A 15047-nucleotide genomic window follows, 5' to 3' on the forward strand; every position below is an offset into this window, starting at 1 on the left:
GGCTTTGCGCGGGAGGGTGCGATGGTGCGACCGGTCATGGGAATTGCCGCGGTGGCTCTTGCCTGCATGCTGGCGGGGGCGGCGTTCGCGAAGGGCGGACATGGCGGCGGCCATGGAGGCGGACGTGGCGGCGGTCACCACGGCGGCCATGTCCGCGGTCACCACGGCGGCCATGTCCGCGGTCACGGCGGCGGGCATGCACATGGCGGGCATCATCGCGCGATGCGGTTCACCGCGGGCGCCCGACGCGGCGGCCCCAATTTCGGTCGGATCCGCAATGCCGCGATCCGGCCGGCGAACTTCCGCAACGCCCTGAACGCCAGCGCATTCCGCAATGGCCGGCTGATCAGCAATCCGGCGGCGCGTGCGCAACTCGCTGCGGCCGCCGCGCTGGCAGGCTGGAGCGGCGCAAGCAGCGGCTGGTGGCAACATCAGGGGGGCGGCTACGGCTGGGTCGGGCCGCTGTTCTGGCCGTTCGCCTACAACGACCTCTACGACTACACGATCTGGGGCGACGGGCTGGGCTTCTGGGGTTACGGCTATCCGGACATCTATGCAGGAATATTCGGCCCCTACGGTTATGATCGCCTGTCGGCCTATCTGCCGCAGAAGCCGCAGGGTCGTCGGCGAGCCCGCAGCGCGCCGCTCGATCAGCTCTGCGGCAGTGATCGCCGTGCCATCGCCGGACTGCCGATTGATCAGATTGCATCCGCGGTGCAGCCGACCGATGCGCAGGGCGCCGCTCTCGATGCGCTCGGCAACGCCTCCGTCGACGCGGCGGCGCTGATCCGCACGTCCTGTCCGACGCAGGCTGCCGCGACGGCGCCAGGCCGGCTCGCGGCGATGCAGCAGCGCATCGAGGCAATGCAGAAGGCGGTCGATCTGGTCCAGCCCGTGCTCGACCGGTTCTACGGTTCGCTCAGCGACGAACAGAAGGCGCGCTTCAATGCGCTGGCCGAGGATCAGCGTCGTGCGAACAATGCGAGCGGATCGTCGGTGCAGACCTGCAGCGTGCCCGCCGCATTCGATTGGCCCGGCGTCACGATCGAGGAAAGACTTCGCCCCAGCGACACCCAGCGCGCGGCGCTCCAGGTGCTGCAGGATACCAGCACAAGGGTTAGCACATCGCTCAAGGCGGCCTGCGAGCCCAATGAGGTGATGACACCGCCGGCCCGCATGGCCACGATCCGCAAGCGGCTCGATGCGATGCTGGACGGGATCAGGTCGGTGCGCGCGGCGCTCGAAGATTTCTATGCCACGCTCAATGACGAGCAGAAGGCGCAGTTCGAGGCGATCGGGCCGCGCCGCACGTCCTGAACGGCGCAAGCCAAGGAAGGCCATTGGTGGGGGCAATGAATTGGTTCGCAAGGCGGCGGCCGGCCGACATCTGGGATGAGCCGATCCAGGGGCCGATCGGCGACATCGAAGCGGCGGAGCGCATTCGTCACATCTGCGAGGCTGCGAAAGCGGGCGCCGAGGCCGTCGGAGGCTCCGCACGGACCGCCGGGCGCGAGCGTGAGCGCTACGAACGTGCCGCCCGCGTCGCGATGGAAATCGCGATGAAGATCGCAGACGATCTGATGCGCGACGATGCGGTCCGCCGCATCGTCGACCTCTGCATGAAGGCCGACGACGCCAAGACCGCGCAGATCCTGTTTCGCGCGATTCAGGCCGGCTGGGTCCGGGAGGCGGTGCAGCGCGACTATCCGGCGCTGGCGCAATAGGACCGGCTCGCGCGAGGCGCGAGCCGGTGCGACGTCCACGCTGGAGATCGTCTTAGTACCTGCGGTTGTAGTCGCCGCGGTAATGGTCGTCGCCGCCGCGGCTGCCCATTCCCACGCCGATGCCGATCCCGATGCCGACGCCTTGCATGATGGCACCGGGCGGCGGGCCGGGGGGCGGGGCGCGCTCGTAGACCACGTCGTCGGGCGGAGGCCGGCGCTTCGGCGGCGTCTCGACCACCTTGCGCTTCGGCGGCGTGTCGTCGACGCGCTTCTTGATCACGGGCGCGACGCTCGGATTGGCCGGCGTTGCCGGCGCCGTCGGGGCCGAGCACGGGCAGGTCGGAGCCATCGCGACCGCGACCGGGGTCGCCGCGGCGGCGACAGGCACGGCATAATTGCGGTTCTGCACGCGCAGCAGCAGCCGGCGAGCGGTCGCGGCGAGGTCGCTGTTGTCCCAGTTGGCCAGATAGGCCTCGAACGAGGCGCGGGTGTTGATCGCGGTGGCGCGCTCCCAGGCCAGCATCTGCCGGCGCCGTTCCAGCACCGTGCGCAGGCGCGGCGTGCGGGCGTCCTGGGCGTACAGCTCGATATAGGCCTGATACGCCTCCACGGTGTCCTCGGTGATCACGAGCTCATAGGCGGTCAGGGCCGGCTTGCCCTGCAAGGTCTTGCGCCAGTCCTCGACGCTGCGCGTGCCGCCGGCGAGCGCCATCGCGGATGCGCCGGGAACAGCGGGCGTGTTGCCGCTGCTCTCGCCGAAGAACCTGAAGTCGGTGGTCAGCGAGGAGCTTTCCCACGGGATCTGCCGTCCGTCGGTCGATTGCGCGACGGCGACGCGGATGCGCTTGAACACTTCCTCGATCGGCAGATTGGGCTGCTTGGCGATGGTCAGCGCGGCCGCGGTGTAGGGGCTGTCGATGCCGTTGCCGTCCTCGGCTTCGGCGCCGGGCGAGGTCGAATAGGAGATGAAGGAGCCGGGCGCGCCGGCCTTGGTGTCGACGATCGCAAGGCCATGGCCGGCGCCGCTCAGCGCGGGGAACGGATTGTTGCGGCAGGCATCGAGCATGAAGATGCGCGCGCGTGTCGGCAGCGCGCCGAGCGTGTTGAGCAGGTCGTTGAGGCGCACGCCCTGGAGCGGAATGTCGGCCTCGCGCTTGGGGTCGAGGTCGACCGGAACGAGATAGTTCTCGCCGTCGATTTGCAGACCGTGGCCGGCATAGAACACCAGCGCGACGGTGTCGGCGCCGCTGGCGCCGACCTTGCCGGCGAAATCCGAGATCGCCGCGCGCATTTCATTCTGCCCCAGATTGGCCGCCGTGGTGACGGTGAAGCCGGCATTGCCGAGCAGCTCCGTCATGCCCTTGGCGTCGTTGGCGGCGTTGGGCAGCTCGGGCACGGTGCGATAGGCGGACTGGCCGATCACCAGCGCAAGCCGCGCTTCGGCCACGGCCTCCGTCGGCGTCATCAACTGGGCGAGGGCGAAAAAACCGGACGCAACGAGCAGATTGGAAAAGACTGGGTGGCGCATGATGTCACCTCCAACGGCAATACGCGCGATGATGTCACTTTTCCTAGGGAGCCGCCATGGATCCGTCTGTGCGCTGGGTCACGCTGCGCGCTGCGGCAAATTGTGACAGGATGCCTGCCGCAGCCGGCGTTGTGCCAGGTTTCGACGGTCGCTGCCGCGGGCATTCGGGGATGGAAGGAGTCCAGTCGTGAAGGTTCTGCTTGCTCACACGCCGGAGATGCGGCGCAACTATTACGGCGACCGCAGCTTGAACGGCCTGCGTGCGGCCGCCGAGGTGATCCTGCACGAAAGCGACGAGCCCCTCGACGCCGCCGGCCTCGTGCAGGTCGCGAAAGACGCCGACATCATCGTCGCCGATCGCATGACGGAAGGCCGCGGCCGGATCTTCGCCGAGCTGCCGCATCTGCGCGCCTTCGTTCGCTGTGCCGTCGATATCCGCAACGTCGATGTGGAAGCGGCCTCGAAGGCCGGCGTGCTCGTCACCCGCGCCGGTCCCGGCTTCGTGCAGGCCGTCGCCGAGCTCGCGCTCGGCTTCATGGTCGATCTCTCCCGCGGCGTGTCGCGGACGACGGCGGACTACCAGGCCGGCCGCAAGCCGGAGGCGCGGATGGGCCGCCAGCTTGCCGGCAGCACGATCGGCATCATCGGCTATGGCAGCATCGGGCGCTATCTCGCGGGGATCGCAAAGGTGCTGCGCATGGAGGTGCTGGTCTGCGACCCCTTCGCCGATGTCGGCGATGCCGCGATCCGGCAGGTCGGCCTCGACGAGCTGCTTGCCTCTTCGGACTATGTCGTCTGCCTTGCGATCGCCAACGAGCAGACCGAGAATCTAATCGGAGCGGCGGCGCTGGCGCGCATGCGGAGGCATGCGTTCTTCATCAACCTCTCGCGAGGCAATCTCGTCGACGAGCCGGCACTGGCGCAGGCGTTGCGCGAGAACCGCATTGCCGGTGCAGCGATCGACGTCGGCCGCGCGCCGGACCAGATGCCGACACCGGAGCTCGCAAAGCTTCCGAACGTGATCGCCACCCCGCATGTCGGCGGGCTGACGCCGCAGGCGATCGAATATCAGTCGCTGGAAACCGTGCGGCAGGTCGAAGCGATCGCGAAGGGCGAGGTGCCGCCGGGCGCGGTGAACGCCGAGCACTGGACGCGGCGGCCATGAACGGCCCTACAGCCGGTCCACCGCCTTGAACGTCCCGTCCTTCTGGATCACCGTCAAGAACACCTTCGGCGGCGCGTCGATCATGCGGAGGCCGACGTTGACAATGCTGCCGCTGATCTCGAAGCGACCGACATCGTTGATGGCGCGCAGCAGGCTTGCGCGGGTCGGCTCAGGTCCGGCCTGTTCCAGCGCTGCGGCCGCGAGGCGGCCGGAGAGGTAGCCTTCCAGCGATACGAAGTCCGGTGTCTGCGTCGGATCGACCGCCTTCTGCGCCGCCTGATAGTCGGCGACGAGCTTGAGCGAGCGGTCCCACGGAAATGGCACGACCTGCGAGACGACGACGCCTTCGCCCTCGGGGCCTAGCTCCCTGGCGAGCGCGTTGGCGCCGACAAAGGAGATGTTGACGAAGGTCGGATAGAAGCCGCTGCGGTGCGCGAGCTTGATGAACTCCGCGCAGGGGCCATAGGTCCCGACCATCACGATGGCCTCGGGCTCGGCGCGCTTGATCGTTCGCAAGGCGGCCTTGACCGCGCGGGTGTTGCGCTCAAAGGTGCCTTCGGCGGCGAGCTCGAGGCCGCGCCTGGCGAGCGCGCGCTTCACACCGGTCAGACCGTCGCGGCCGAAGGCATCGTCCTGGTAGAAAATGCCGATGCGGGTGAAGTGGCGATCCTCGGTGAGGTGCTTGATCCACGCTTCGGCCTCCGCACTGTAGCTCGCGCGGATGTTGACGACGTTCGCGAGTTCGAGGTCGCGCAGGAATTCGGCACCGCTGAACGGGCCGATGAAGGGAATGTTCCTGGGGCTGGTGATCGGAATTGTCGCCATCGCGGTCGGCGTGCCCACCGCCCCGATCAGCGCGAACACCTTGTCGTCCTCGATCAGCCGCAGCGTCTCCGCCGCCGAACGATCGGGATCGTAGCCGTCGTCGCGGCTGATGAGCTGGAGCCTGCGGCCGTGCACGCCACCCTTGGCGTTGATCTCGGTGAATGCTGCGACGATGCCTTGCCGCATACGCTGCCCGAGCGCGGAGGACGGACCTTCCAGCGCGGCGGCCTGGCCGAACAGGATCGCATCCTCGCTGACGCCGGCCTCCTCGGCCCCGGCCGTGAGCGTGGTCGCTGCCAGGAGCACGCAGGTCAGGATCACGGATCTCGTCGATCGAAATCGATGCATCGGGTCTTGCCGGATAGTTGAGAAACCTTGCGCAACATATCCCTGCGAGCCTGAACAGCTGGCTAATCGGCACCGTGTCGGCGCCCCGTAGGACTCCGGGCAAAATCGGCAACTTGTTTCCACACTACCGCATCGCTCGCGCACTTCATTAACTAATCCGGTGCATTGCGGCATGATCCGGTTCCGAAATTGTGCAGTTTCTTAACCGCGGTCTTGTTCCGATAGCCAAACCGATGCCTCAACCAGAGGTTCGGTTTGTCGCGGGAGAGGGGACGGCGGCTTCGAGATGGGCGGTCACGATCAGCACGATCAGGATCGGAGGCGCATGACCGGATGGTGGCGTGCCGCGCTGCTGCTCGGGCTGTATCGCCCCGCGTTCGTCGCGGTCGGCGTCGGTCTTCTGTTCTCGGTCGTCGGCGCGGCCGCCGTGGCGCGGTGGGAAGATCGCGTCAACAGGATCGAGTTCGAGAACGCGGCCGAGACCGAAGCGATCGTCATGCAGAACGGCATGGGCGAATACATATCGAGGCTGCTCGCTCTGCGCACGCTGTTCGAATCGACCAACGACGAAGTTACCCGCAGCGAGTTCGAGACCTTCAGTGTCCGCCTGTTCGAACGCCATCCCGGCATGCTGCGTGTGGCCTGGGTGCCGCGCGTCAACCGAAAAGAGCGCTCCGATTACGAGGCCGCGGCGATCACGGACGGCGTCTCCGGCTATCGCATCAAGTCGCTTCAGGGCGAAAGCTTCGCGACGGCGCCGCAGAGCGACGAATATTTTCCGGTGTTCTATTCGACCCAGCCCAAGACCTCGTCGGTCTATGGCATGGACTACGCCACCGTTCCGGAGCGCCGCGCGGTTCTGGAGCGCGCGCGCGATCACGACAGCGTCGCAGCCATCCGCACCCGCCTGTTCGAACCGAGGGAGGGAGGCCGGCTGCCCGACGTCCTCGTTGCCGTTCCCGTCTACGCCAAGGGGACGTCGCGCGAGACGATCGCGGACCGGCGTCGCAATCTCGCCGGCTACGTGGTCGGAATCTTCGATCTGCCGCTGCTGATTCAGGCCATTCGCGTGACCACGGGAGCAAGCCCCGCGGTCAGCATCAACGTCTATCCGCCCTTCACGGGGCAAATCGTCAGCCTGGAGCAGATGCTGCCCGACTATTCGTCGGCGGCAAGGGCGCCGCAGTCGATGCGGGACGTCGCCCGGGCACTGCACTGGTCGGGCAGCCTCAAGATCGGCGATACCGATTGGCAGGTGCGGGCCGTTCCCACCGCCGGCGGTCCGCTGGAGACGACTTACGATCGCGCGGTCGCGGTGCTGATCGTCGGCATGCTGCTCACGCTGTCGCTGTCGACCTATCTCATGCTGGCGAGCCGCAACTCGCGGCGCCTGTCACTGGCCAACCGGCGGGTGCTCGAGCTCGCCCAAACCGACGTCCTGACCGGACTGCCGAACCGCGCCTTCTTCCTCAGCCGGCTCGACGAGATGAACAACCAGCTGGGGGTGCGGGGACTGCCGTTCTCGATCCTGATGCTCGACCTCGACCGCTTCAAGAACGTCAACGACTCCCTCGGTCACGGGGCCGGCGATGCGCTGCTGCGCCAGGTGGCACAGCGGCTGAAATCCGCATTGCGCGCCACCGACGTGCTGGCCCGGCTCGGTGGCGACGAGTTCGCCATCATCCAGGAAGCCGGTGCGGATCAGCGCGCCTGTGCGACCGAGCTGGCGGCGCGGATCGCCAAGCTGTTGACCGAACCGTTCCTCCTGCCCGGCCACCGCGTCGAGATCGGCACCAGCATCGGCATCGCCATCGCGCCGGATCACGGCAGCGATCAGGAGCAATTGCTGAAGAAGGCGGACCTTGCGCTCTATCGCTCGAAATCGGCGGGTCGCAATTGCTTCACCATCTACGACGAGGCGATGTCGGCCGAGCTGGAGGCCCGCAACACGCTGGAGGGGGATTTGCGCGATGCCATCGCGCGGTGCCAGCTGGAGGTGCATTACCAGCCGTTCGTCGACGCTCTCAGCGGGGCGCGGTGCGGCTTCGAGGCGTTGGTGCGCTGGCGGCATCCGACGCGCGGCCTGATCCCCCCGGACCAGTTCATCCAGCTTGCGGAGGAGACCGGGTTGATCGTGCCGCTCGGCGAATTCGTGCTGCGGCGCGCCTGCGCGGATGCGGCCGGCTGGCCCTCCGATTTGTCGGTCGCGGTCAACCTGTCACCGATCCAGTTCAAGGAAGCCGAGCTCTTCGAGATGATCGGCGCGGCGCTCGCGGATTCCGGCCTGCCGCCCCAGCGGCTGGAGATCGAGATCACCGAATCCGTCCTGCTGGAGCGCGGCAGCGAGAACCACGCCTTCATGGAGCGGCTCAAGCGTCTCGGCATCGAGCTCGCGCTCGACGATTTCGGCACCGGCTATTCCTCGCTCAGCTATCTGACCGCGTTCCCGTTCGACAAGATCAAGATCGACAAGTCGTTCATCCGCAACCTCACGCATCAGCCGCGCAGCTCCGCCATCATCTCCGCGATCGTGACCCTGGCGCGCGGGCTCGACATGTCGGTGACGGCCGAAGGCGTCGAGACCCGCGAGGAGTACGAGCGGCTGAAGGCGCTCGGCGTCAATTTCGCCCAGGGCTATCTGTTCGGCCGCCCGCAGCCGATCGAGCGGATCCTGTTCGACGCCCCCGTCAAACGGTCACGGCGCGACGCCGCCTGAGCGCCCGGCGCGACGGGCATGCACGAAAAGCGCTTGACCGGAGCAACCCCGGATGGTCGGAAGGATCGTCCAGGGATGAAACAACCACATCATGCGGCTTCCGTTCTTCTACGGCTGGGTCGTGGTCGCCGTGACCTTCGTCACCATGGCCATCGGCGTCAACGCGCGTACAGCCTTTTCGCTGTTCTTTCCGCCCATCGTCTCGGAGTTCGGCTGGGAGCGTGGCGTGACCGCCGGCGCCTTCTCCTTCGGCTTCGTGGTGTCGGGCGTGGTCAGCCCGCTGATCGGCCGCCTGATGGACCGCGCCGGCCCGCGCGCGGTGATGGAGCTCGGGGTGGTGCTGATGGGTGGCGGCTTGCTGCTTGCGCCGCTGACCAGCGCGCCCTGGCATCTCTATGTCACCATCGGCGTCATGGTCGGTGCCGGCTCGGTGTGTCTTGGCTATTCCGGCCAGTCGCTGTTCCTGCCGAACTGGTTCATCCGCAAGCGCGGCTTCGCCATCGGCATCGCTTTCGCCGGGGTCGGCATCGGCTCGGTGACGCTGCTGCCATGGGTGCAGCACATGATCGAAGCGACCGGCTGGCGCACCGCCTGCACCGCGATGGGCCTGCTCATCCTGATCGTGCTGGCGCCGGTGAACCTGCTGCTGCACAGGCGCCCGCAGGATATCGGCCTCGAACCCGACGGCGATGCCGCCCCGGTCGCGGGCGGTGCCCAACCCGTCTCCAACGTCGTCGATCCGGTTTGGGTCAATACCGACTGGACGCTGAAGCGCGCCGTCGCGACCGCGCGCTTCTGGTGGATCGCGCTCGGCTATTTCTCGGGCCTGTACATCTGGTACGCGGTGCAGGTGCACCAGACCAAGTTCCTGCTCGACATCGGCTTCAGCCCTTCCGTCGCGGTGTGGGCGCTCGGCACCGTCAGCCTGCTCGGCATTCCCGGGCAGATCGTGCTGGGCCATGTCTCCGACCGCATCGGGCGGGAGTGGGTCTGGGCGATCAGCTGCGCGGGCTTCGTGATCTGCTTCGCCGCGCTGATCGGCTTGAAATATCAACCCTCGCTCTGGCTCGTCTACCTCATGGTGCTCGCGCAAGGCGCGCTCGGCTACGGTCTCACCTCGATCATGGGCGCGGTGGTGTTCGAGATTTTCCAGGGCAAGCACCAGGGCAGCATCTTCGGCACCATCATGCTGGCGGCGCTCGCGGGCGGAGCGGCCGGACCATGGCTGACCGGCGTGCTCCATGATCGCACCGGCGACTACACGCTCGCCTTCGGCCTCGCGATCATCGTGAGCGGATTGTCGGCGCTCGCGATCTGGCGGGCATCGCCGGGCAAGGTGAGGGCGGTGGCCGGCCGGCTGCACAAACCGCAGAGCCGAACCGCGGAGTGAGTTGCGGACACACACTGCATTACCTGCGCTGCTTTTGCCGAATGTTAAGCATGTCGCGGCTTGGCAGATGCGAGGCGATTTTCAAAAACGTCTTGGACACCATCGGAGCGTAGCTTCGGGCCGATTGCCGCTTCTTCCCGATGTTCCCGGTTTCCGATGTCTGCCTCCGATCATCTTGCGACAGAAACTCCGGACGTGCTGTTGGCTGCACTTGAACGCGCCGACGATGGCGTCGTCATTGTCGATGGTGCGCACCGCATCACGCATTTCAATGCCAGTGCGGAACGGATCTGGAAGCTCGCGCGCACCGACGCGCTCGGCAGCGATGCCGAAATTCTCACCCTCAAATGTCTTCAGGCCGATCCGGTCGCGGAATTCCGCGACGAGATCAGCCTCGTGCGGCACGATGGCAGCCGGATCCGTGCGGCCATATCGCTCTCGTCCATTGCGCATGACGGCGCGACCCATCGCATCGTGTTCGCGCGCGACGTCACCGCGGATGCCGAGCGCCGCGCCAGAATCGGGCTTCTCCACGCCGTCGCCGATCAGAGCAACCGGGCAGTGATCATCGCCGACACCGAGCAGAACATCGTCTACGTCAACACGGCCTTCACCACGCTGTTCGGCTACAGCAGCGCCGAGGCCGAGGGCCACCGCGCAGATGAGCTCATCGCCGGCCGCCACACCGACCGCAAGGCGATCGCGAAGCTGGTCGAGCGTCTGATGCGTGGCGGCCGCCGCGGCGAGGCCGAGGTGCTCGCCTACGACAAGCACGGCGAGGAGATCTGGATCTGGGCCCGGATCGACGCGTTCCGCGACAGCAAGGGTCGGGTCAAGCACATCCTCGCGCTGATCGAGGACATCACCGAGACCAGGCAATTGCGCTCGCTGCAGCAGCTCATCATGGCCTCGCTCGCGGACGAGATTCCGATTGCCGACATCGCCGACAGGCTGTGCCGCCGCGTCGAGCAGATCGCGCCCGACGTCGTCTGCTCGCTGCTCCACGTCGATGCCGCCGGCCTGCTCCACCCGCTCGGAGGTCCCTCTCTGCCGGAGGAATATTCCCGCGCATTGGACGGCATTGGGATCGGCCCTAATGTCGGCTCCTGCGGCTCTGCCGCCTTCTACGGCGAGCCGGTGCTGGCGACCGACCTCGAGACCGATGCCCGCTGGCAGCCCTACAAGGCCATGCCGCTCGGGATCGGCCTGCGCGCCTGCTGGTCGACGCCGATCAAGTCCAAGGACGGCCGGGTCATCGCGACCTTCGCCTTCTACTTTCGGGAGCCTCGCGCGCCGAGCAACTGGCACCGGCGCATCGTCGAGGCCTGCGTCAATCTCGGCGCCTTCGCGATCGAACGCAAGGAGGCCCGCGCCGAGATCGCGCGGCTCGCCTATCACGACATCCTCACCGGCCTGCCGAACCGCGCGCAGCTGCGGCACCTGATCACCACCGCGATCGATGCCTGCCCGACCGGCAGCCATGTCGCGCTGGCCTTCCTCGATGTCGACCATTTCAAGGACGTCAACGACACGCTCGGTCACGCGGCCGGCGACGAGCTGCTGGTCCAGCTCGCCCAGCGTCTGCGCGAGCAGATCGGGCCCGAAGACATGCTGGGACGGCTCGGCGGCGACGAATTCGTCATCCTGCTGCCGCAACGCAATGCCGAGAGCGCCGCAGGCGTCGCGGCCGACATCACGGAGGCGCTGGCCGCCCCCTTGAAGCTCGGATCGAAGCTGATGCCGATGTCGGCCAGCATCGGCATCAGCCTCTACCCCGACCATGCCACCGACATCGACACGCTGATGCAGCAGGCCGACGCCGCCATGTATATGGCCAAGCAGGCCGGACGCTCGACCTATCGCATCTTCAGTGCCGAGATGAACGGGCTCACCGAGCAGCGCCTGGCGCTGATCGCGGCGCTCCGCCGCGCCATCGCGGAAGGCGCGCTGAGCCTGAGCTACCAGCCGCAGATCCGCAGCTGCGACGGCGCGATCCACGGCGTCGAGGCGCTGTCGCGCTGGCACGATGCCGTGCTCGGCGACGTCTCGCCGGCAAAGTTCATTCCGCTCGCGGAGGAGTGCGGCCTGATCGAGCAAATCGGTCTGTGGTCGGTGCGTGAAGCCTGCCGGCAGATGGCGAGCTGGCGCCGTGCCGGCCTCAACATTCCCTGCGTGTCGGTGAACCTGTCGCCGATCAATTTCCGAAACGTCACGCTCGCCGCGCGCCTCAAGGACGTCCTCGCCGAATACGACCTGCCGGCGGATGCGCTCATGCTGGAGATCACCGAGGGCGCGTTCATGCAGGACAGCGTCGCCGCGCTGGAGACGATGACCGCGATCCGCGCGCTCGGCGTCGGGCTCGCGGTGGACGATTTCGGCACCGGATATTCCAGCCTCAGCCGCCTTGCGCATCTGCCGATCCGCGAACTCAAGATCGACCGCAGTTTCATGCGCGACATCGAGCGCGACGCGGGTGCGCTCGCCATCGCCACCGCCGTGGTGCGCGTCGGCCAGGGCCTCGGCATGACCGTCGTCGCCGAGGGCGTCGAGACCGAAGGCCAGCGCAAGACGCTGGCCGAACTCGGCTGCGACGTCGTGCAAGGCTTTCTCTACGCCCCCGCGCTTCCGCCCGTCGCCTTCGAGCGCTGGCTGATCGATCACTGCGCCGAGCAGGCGAAGTCGATGCTGGGGAAACTCGACGTCGCGCCGACCGGTCCCGGCGCCGTAAGGCGGTCAGCATAATCGATTGCTTTCTGGCGATATTCTCGGCAATTAGGAACCCATCGGCAGATCGGCGATTTGCTTGAGTGAGACCTGCCGGAGGGGCGCCACGCCGTATCCAGTCTGGAGATTGCATGGCTGCGACGAAAAGACCGGAAAATGCCACCGCCTTGGTTCATTCGGCAGGTTTTCGGCCTTCGCAATCGCTGCTCAGAGCCATCACAGCATGGATGGCGCTTCAGGACGAAAGGCCCAGCCTGTCCCAGGCAATAGGTCGTTTGGTGGAGCTGGGACTTGCGCACACCGACGAGGATCGACAGAAGCTGCGCGCCCGCGAGATGGCTGGGGATGCGATCGATCGCATGGCGGACACCACCACGACGGCCGATGATCGGGCGATCCGCAAGCGGGTTCTGCTCGATGGACCCAAGGAATTCGACCACGTGCGAATCGATCGAGCCAAACGCAGCAAGCCGATCCAGGAATAAGGCGAGCAGCAGGAGGCCCCGGCACCGGAGGACTTCGAGCCGCCAGAGACATGAGGATGACAAATGAAACCGCATTCCCCATCGCGTGCAGCGAACGAGGCGAACAGCCACTTCAAACAGACCGCGGCGAAGCCGGCGACCGATTACGAGAAGGCGGAACAGGCTTTCCAGGCAAATCGGGAACGACTGAAGGCCGAACGGCTGGCGAGGGAGGCTGAACGACGAAGCCGGTCCGAGAGGACGCCCTAGACGTCGCACTTCTCCTGCGAGAAGCGCCACACAATCGCAGCGCTGCGGCTAAAGCATGGACAGCACGACGATCCCGTCTTGGAGCTCGCCTGAAGCGAGCCGTGCCCGCGCCATGCGCTCGAACTCAGTTCGATGCTTCTGCAGATAGCTGAAGGCCTGCTTCTGCGTGTTGAATGTCGTGGCAAGCTGGCACATCTGCCGATTGGCGCCGGACGCGAGAAAGAACGTGATGGTTCCGTGGTCTGGCTTGATTCTAGGCACGATCTGCACCCTCCGGCATGTGATCGGCCCCTTGAGGCTGCGGCAGCTTGAAGATTATCGTGCCGGCTTCTTCGAGCGTTTCTTTGGCGCCGGCGCCGGCAAAGCCAGCCGAACAGCTTCGTCAGCCGCTTCCTTGGCCTCGCGCGCGGCTCGCAGCCGCGCCATGTTTTTGCGAACTTCGATGGCCTGCCGTTCGGCGTCGGCCATTGCCCGTGCTCCGTCTTCAGCGGCCACGCGGCGACGATCGGATCGCGCGACGCTTTCGGGTGACGGCTCTGCCGGTTTCTTGGTGCTCATCGTCCACCCGGCTCCGCAAACGACTAAACCCGCTCAATCCTGGGATTGAGCGGGCAGGGCGACCGTTTCAGTACATCCGTGAAACGGTGCCACGATATCAAGCCAGCGAGAGATTCTCAGCGCTGACCTTGCCTCGCATCTTGTCGGTCTTGACCTCGAAATTGACCTGCTGGCCTTCTCCGAGACCTGCAAGACCAGCCCGTTCAACGGCGCTGATGTGAACGAACACATCGTTGCCGCCGTCGTTCGGCTGAATGAAACCGAAGCCCTTTTGGCCATTGAACCACTTGACCGTACCTGTCGTCATCTTCTTCTCCAAAGCGCGCAAGCGCATTCCGCGCGACAATCACGCGGTCATCTTCAACTTCGTCGATGTCTTTGGAAAAGGAGCCCGCGGGCGCATTCAACAAGGCACAGCGGCTAATCGAACGTCTTCTATATATATGATCCCCAGGATTTTGCAAGGAGCCAGGCCGGTTTGTTTTCGAAAGAGCGGATCGACTGTTCCGATCGAGGCGCTTTGCATGGAATCCATCGATCTGCCAGCAGGACGTTAGCGATTGACAGCGCTGCATGACAATGGTCACGGTGTCTGATCGCCGTGACAAGCAGACCTGCGTCCGAAGCCGCGACCAACGTCGCCGCTGCTATCCTCAAAATTCGCAATGAAGCTCCTGCGCAATTGGCTGCCTGCAGGACGTGTCGCCATTCGCAGCCCCGGTCGGGAGAATCAATTGCACGTACTCGTCAGAGACAACAACGTCGAGCAGGCACTCCGCGTTCTCAAGAAGAAGATGCAGCGCGAGGGCGTGTTTCGCGAAATGAAGCAGCGGCGCTCGTATGAAAAGCCGTCCGAGCGAAAGACCCGCGAGAAATCCGAAGCCATTCGTCGCGCGCGCAAGCTGGCCCGGAAACAAGCGATCAGAGAGGGGTTGCTGCCGGCGCCGCCGAAAAAGAAGCCCTTTGAACGCAAGCCGCCCTTGCCGGAGATCAAGGCGCGGGCGGAGTAGAGAGAGCTGCCGTCGCTATGACCTGAAATCGATGCGCGCAGCACGATGCCCGGCGGCGTTCCTTCGAACTCCGTCGCGTGATATTTGCTCGCCGCGCGTGCTTCGATGCGGTCCCGCAGGCGAGTGAACTGAGCCTCCCGCTGCTCGGGCTTGACTTGGGGGCCGCGCTCGAGATCGTCCATCGCGGAAGTCGAGACGGCGCAAGGAATCTCCCTGGTGCCGTCATGCATCGAGAACCGGACGATCATCCGGTCGTATTCGTGGCCGATAAAGCGGCCGCTGGTCAATGTCATGGCGTGCTCCGTTGCGTGATTGCCAGGCACGA

General features: G+C 66.0%; 13 protein-coding genes and 1 pseudogene. 8 read left to right on the forward strand and 6 right to left on the reverse strand.

Going from position 1 to position 15047, the window contains the following annotated elements:
• The first annotated feature begins 21 nt into the window (after positions 1–21).
• The gene (locus WI560_RS06890) at positions 22–1317 is read left to right on the forward strand and encodes a Spy/CpxP family protein refolding chaperone (RefSeq protein WP_375307397.1); all 1296 of its coding nucleotides are present in this window, start codon (positions 22–24) and stop codon (positions 1315–1317) included.
• Positions 1318–1352: 35 nt separating this feature from the next.
• Positions 1353–1724 carry a hypothetical protein gene (locus WI560_RS06895; RefSeq protein WP_375307398.1) on the forward strand — a complete coding sequence of 124 codons (372 nt, stop codon included), beginning with the start codon at positions 1353–1355 and terminating at the stop codon, positions 1722–1724.
• 52 nt (positions 1725–1776) lie between these two features.
• Here the strand turns inward: WI560_RS06895 and WI560_RS06900 are convergent, their stop codons facing one another.
• Positions 1777–3252: a caspase domain-containing protein gene (locus tag WI560_RS06900; protein WP_375307399.1), complete on the reverse strand. Its 1476-nt coding sequence runs from the start codon at positions 3250–3252 to the stop codon at positions 1777–1779.
• A gap of 187 nt (positions 3253–3439) precedes the next feature.
• Here WI560_RS06900 and WI560_RS06905 point away from each other — a divergent pair, with 187 nt between their 5' ends.
• A complete protein-coding gene (locus tag WI560_RS06905) occupies positions 3440–4417 on the forward strand; it encodes a hydroxyacid dehydrogenase (RefSeq protein ID WP_375307400.1) in 978 nt (325 codons plus the stop codon).
• A 6-nt stretch (positions 4418–4423) separates the two neighbouring features.
• Here the strand turns inward: WI560_RS06905 and WI560_RS06910 are convergent, their stop codons facing one another.
• Complete coding sequence (locus WI560_RS06910) at positions 4424–5590, reverse strand: ABC transporter substrate-binding protein (protein WP_375307401.1); 1167 nt, start codon at positions 5588–5590, stop codon at positions 4424–4426.
• A gap of 325 nt (positions 5591–5915) precedes the next feature.
• Between WI560_RS06910 and WI560_RS06915 the strand changes: the two genes are divergently transcribed.
• The 4 genes from WI560_RS06915 to WI560_RS06930 all read left to right on the forward strand — a co-directional run bounded on the left by WI560_RS06915 (position 5916) and on the right by WI560_RS06930 (position 12905).
• The gene (locus WI560_RS06915; RefSeq protein WP_375307402.1) at positions 5916–8306 is read left to right on the forward strand and encodes an EAL domain-containing protein; all 2391 of its coding nucleotides are present in this window, start codon (positions 5916–5918) and stop codon (positions 8304–8306) included.
• Between the two features lie 91 nt (positions 8307–8397).
• Positions 8398–9696: an MFS transporter gene (locus WI560_RS06920; protein ID WP_375307403.1), complete on the forward strand. Its 1299-nt coding sequence runs from the start codon at positions 8398–8400 to the stop codon at positions 9694–9696.
• 156 nt (positions 9697–9852) lie between these two features.
• On the forward strand, positions 9853–12438 hold the full coding sequence (locus WI560_RS06925; protein WP_375307404.1) for an EAL domain-containing protein: 2586 nt from the start codon (positions 9853–9855) through the stop codon (positions 12436–12438).
• Between the two features lie 113 nt (positions 12439–12551).
• Complete coding sequence (locus WI560_RS06930) at positions 12552–12905, forward strand: hypothetical protein (RefSeq protein WP_375307405.1); 354 nt, start codon at positions 12552–12554, stop codon at positions 12903–12905.
• A gap of 297 nt (positions 12906–13202) precedes the next feature.
• On the opposite strand, the gene WI560_RS06935 is transcribed toward WI560_RS06930, so the two are convergent.
• From WI560_RS06935 to WI560_RS06945, 3 genes are all read right to left on the reverse strand, one after another.
• Entirely contained in the window at positions 13203–13424 is a 222-nt protein-coding gene (locus WI560_RS06935) for a hypothetical protein (RefSeq protein WP_375307406.1), read from the reverse strand.
• A gap of 45 nt (positions 13425–13469) precedes the next feature.
• Positions 13470–13712 (reverse strand): transcriptional regulator, encoded by a 243-nt coding sequence (locus WI560_RS06940; protein WP_375159121.1) that lies wholly within the window; start codon positions 13710–13712, stop codon positions 13470–13472.
• Positions 13713–13809: 97 nt separating this feature from the next.
• Entirely contained in the window at positions 13810–14019 is a 210-nt protein-coding gene (locus tag WI560_RS06945; RefSeq protein ID WP_028138021.1) for a cold-shock protein, read from the reverse strand.
• A 427-nt stretch (positions 14020–14446) separates the two neighbouring features.
• Between WI560_RS06945 and rpsU the strand changes: the two genes are divergently transcribed.
• Positions 14447–14722 (forward strand): 30S ribosomal protein S21, encoded by a 276-nt coding sequence (gene rpsU / locus WI560_RS06950; protein ID WP_027572522.1) that lies wholly within the window; start codon positions 14447–14449, stop codon positions 14720–14722.
• Between the two features lie 122 nt (positions 14723–14844).
• Here the strand turns inward: rpsU and WI560_RS06955 are convergent.
• Positions 14845–15015: pseudogene (locus tag WI560_RS06955) on the reverse strand (DUF1488 family protein); the annotation flags it as partial.
• Positions 15016–15047 lie beyond the last annotated feature (32 nt).

This window comes from Bradyrhizobium sp. A11 (genome assembly GCF_042077125.1).
GTDB classification, from domain to species: Bacteria; Pseudomonadota; Alphaproteobacteria; order Rhizobiales; family Xanthobacteraceae; genus Bradyrhizobium; species Bradyrhizobium japonicum_B.

What these genes read in the sequence shown, in the direction of transcription:
- WI560_RS06890 (WP_375307397.1), top strand. Translation starts at nt 22, where the DNA reads ATGGTGCGACCGGTCATGGGAATTGCCGCGGTGGCTCTTGCCTGCATG.
- WI560_RS06895 (WP_375307398.1), top strand. Translation starts at nt 1,353, where the DNA reads ATGAATTGGTTCGCAAGGCGGCGGCCGGCCGACATCTGGGATGAGCCG.
- WI560_RS06900 (WP_375307399.1), bottom strand. Translation starts at nt 3,252, where the DNA reads ATGCGCCACCCAGTCTTTTCCAATCTGCTCGTTGCGTCCGGTTTTTTC.
- WI560_RS06910 (WP_375307401.1), bottom strand. Translation starts at nt 5,590, where the DNA reads ATGCATCGATTTCGATCGACGAGATCCGTGATCCTGACCTGCGTGCTC.
- WI560_RS06915 (WP_375307402.1), top strand. Translation starts at nt 5,916, where the DNA reads ATGACCGGATGGTGGCGTGCCGCGCTGCTGCTCGGGCTGTATCGCCCC.
- WI560_RS06920 (WP_375307403.1), top strand. Translation starts at nt 8,398, where the DNA reads ATGCGGCTTCCGTTCTTCTACGGCTGGGTCGTGGTCGCCGTGACCTTC.
- WI560_RS06925 (WP_375307404.1), top strand. Translation starts at nt 9,853, where the DNA reads ATGTCTGCCTCCGATCATCTTGCGACAGAAACTCCGGACGTGCTGTTG.
- WI560_RS06930 (WP_375307405.1), top strand. Translation starts at nt 12,552, where the DNA reads ATGGCTGCGACGAAAAGACCGGAAAATGCCACCGCCTTGGTTCATTCG.
- WI560_RS06940 (WP_375159121.1), bottom strand. Translation starts at nt 13,712, where the DNA reads ATGAGCACCAAGAAACCGGCAGAGCCGTCACCCGAAAGCGTCGCGCGA.
- WI560_RS06945 (WP_028138021.1), bottom strand. Translation starts at nt 14,019, where the DNA reads ATGACGACAGGTACGGTCAAGTGGTTCAATGGCCAAAAGGGCTTCGGT.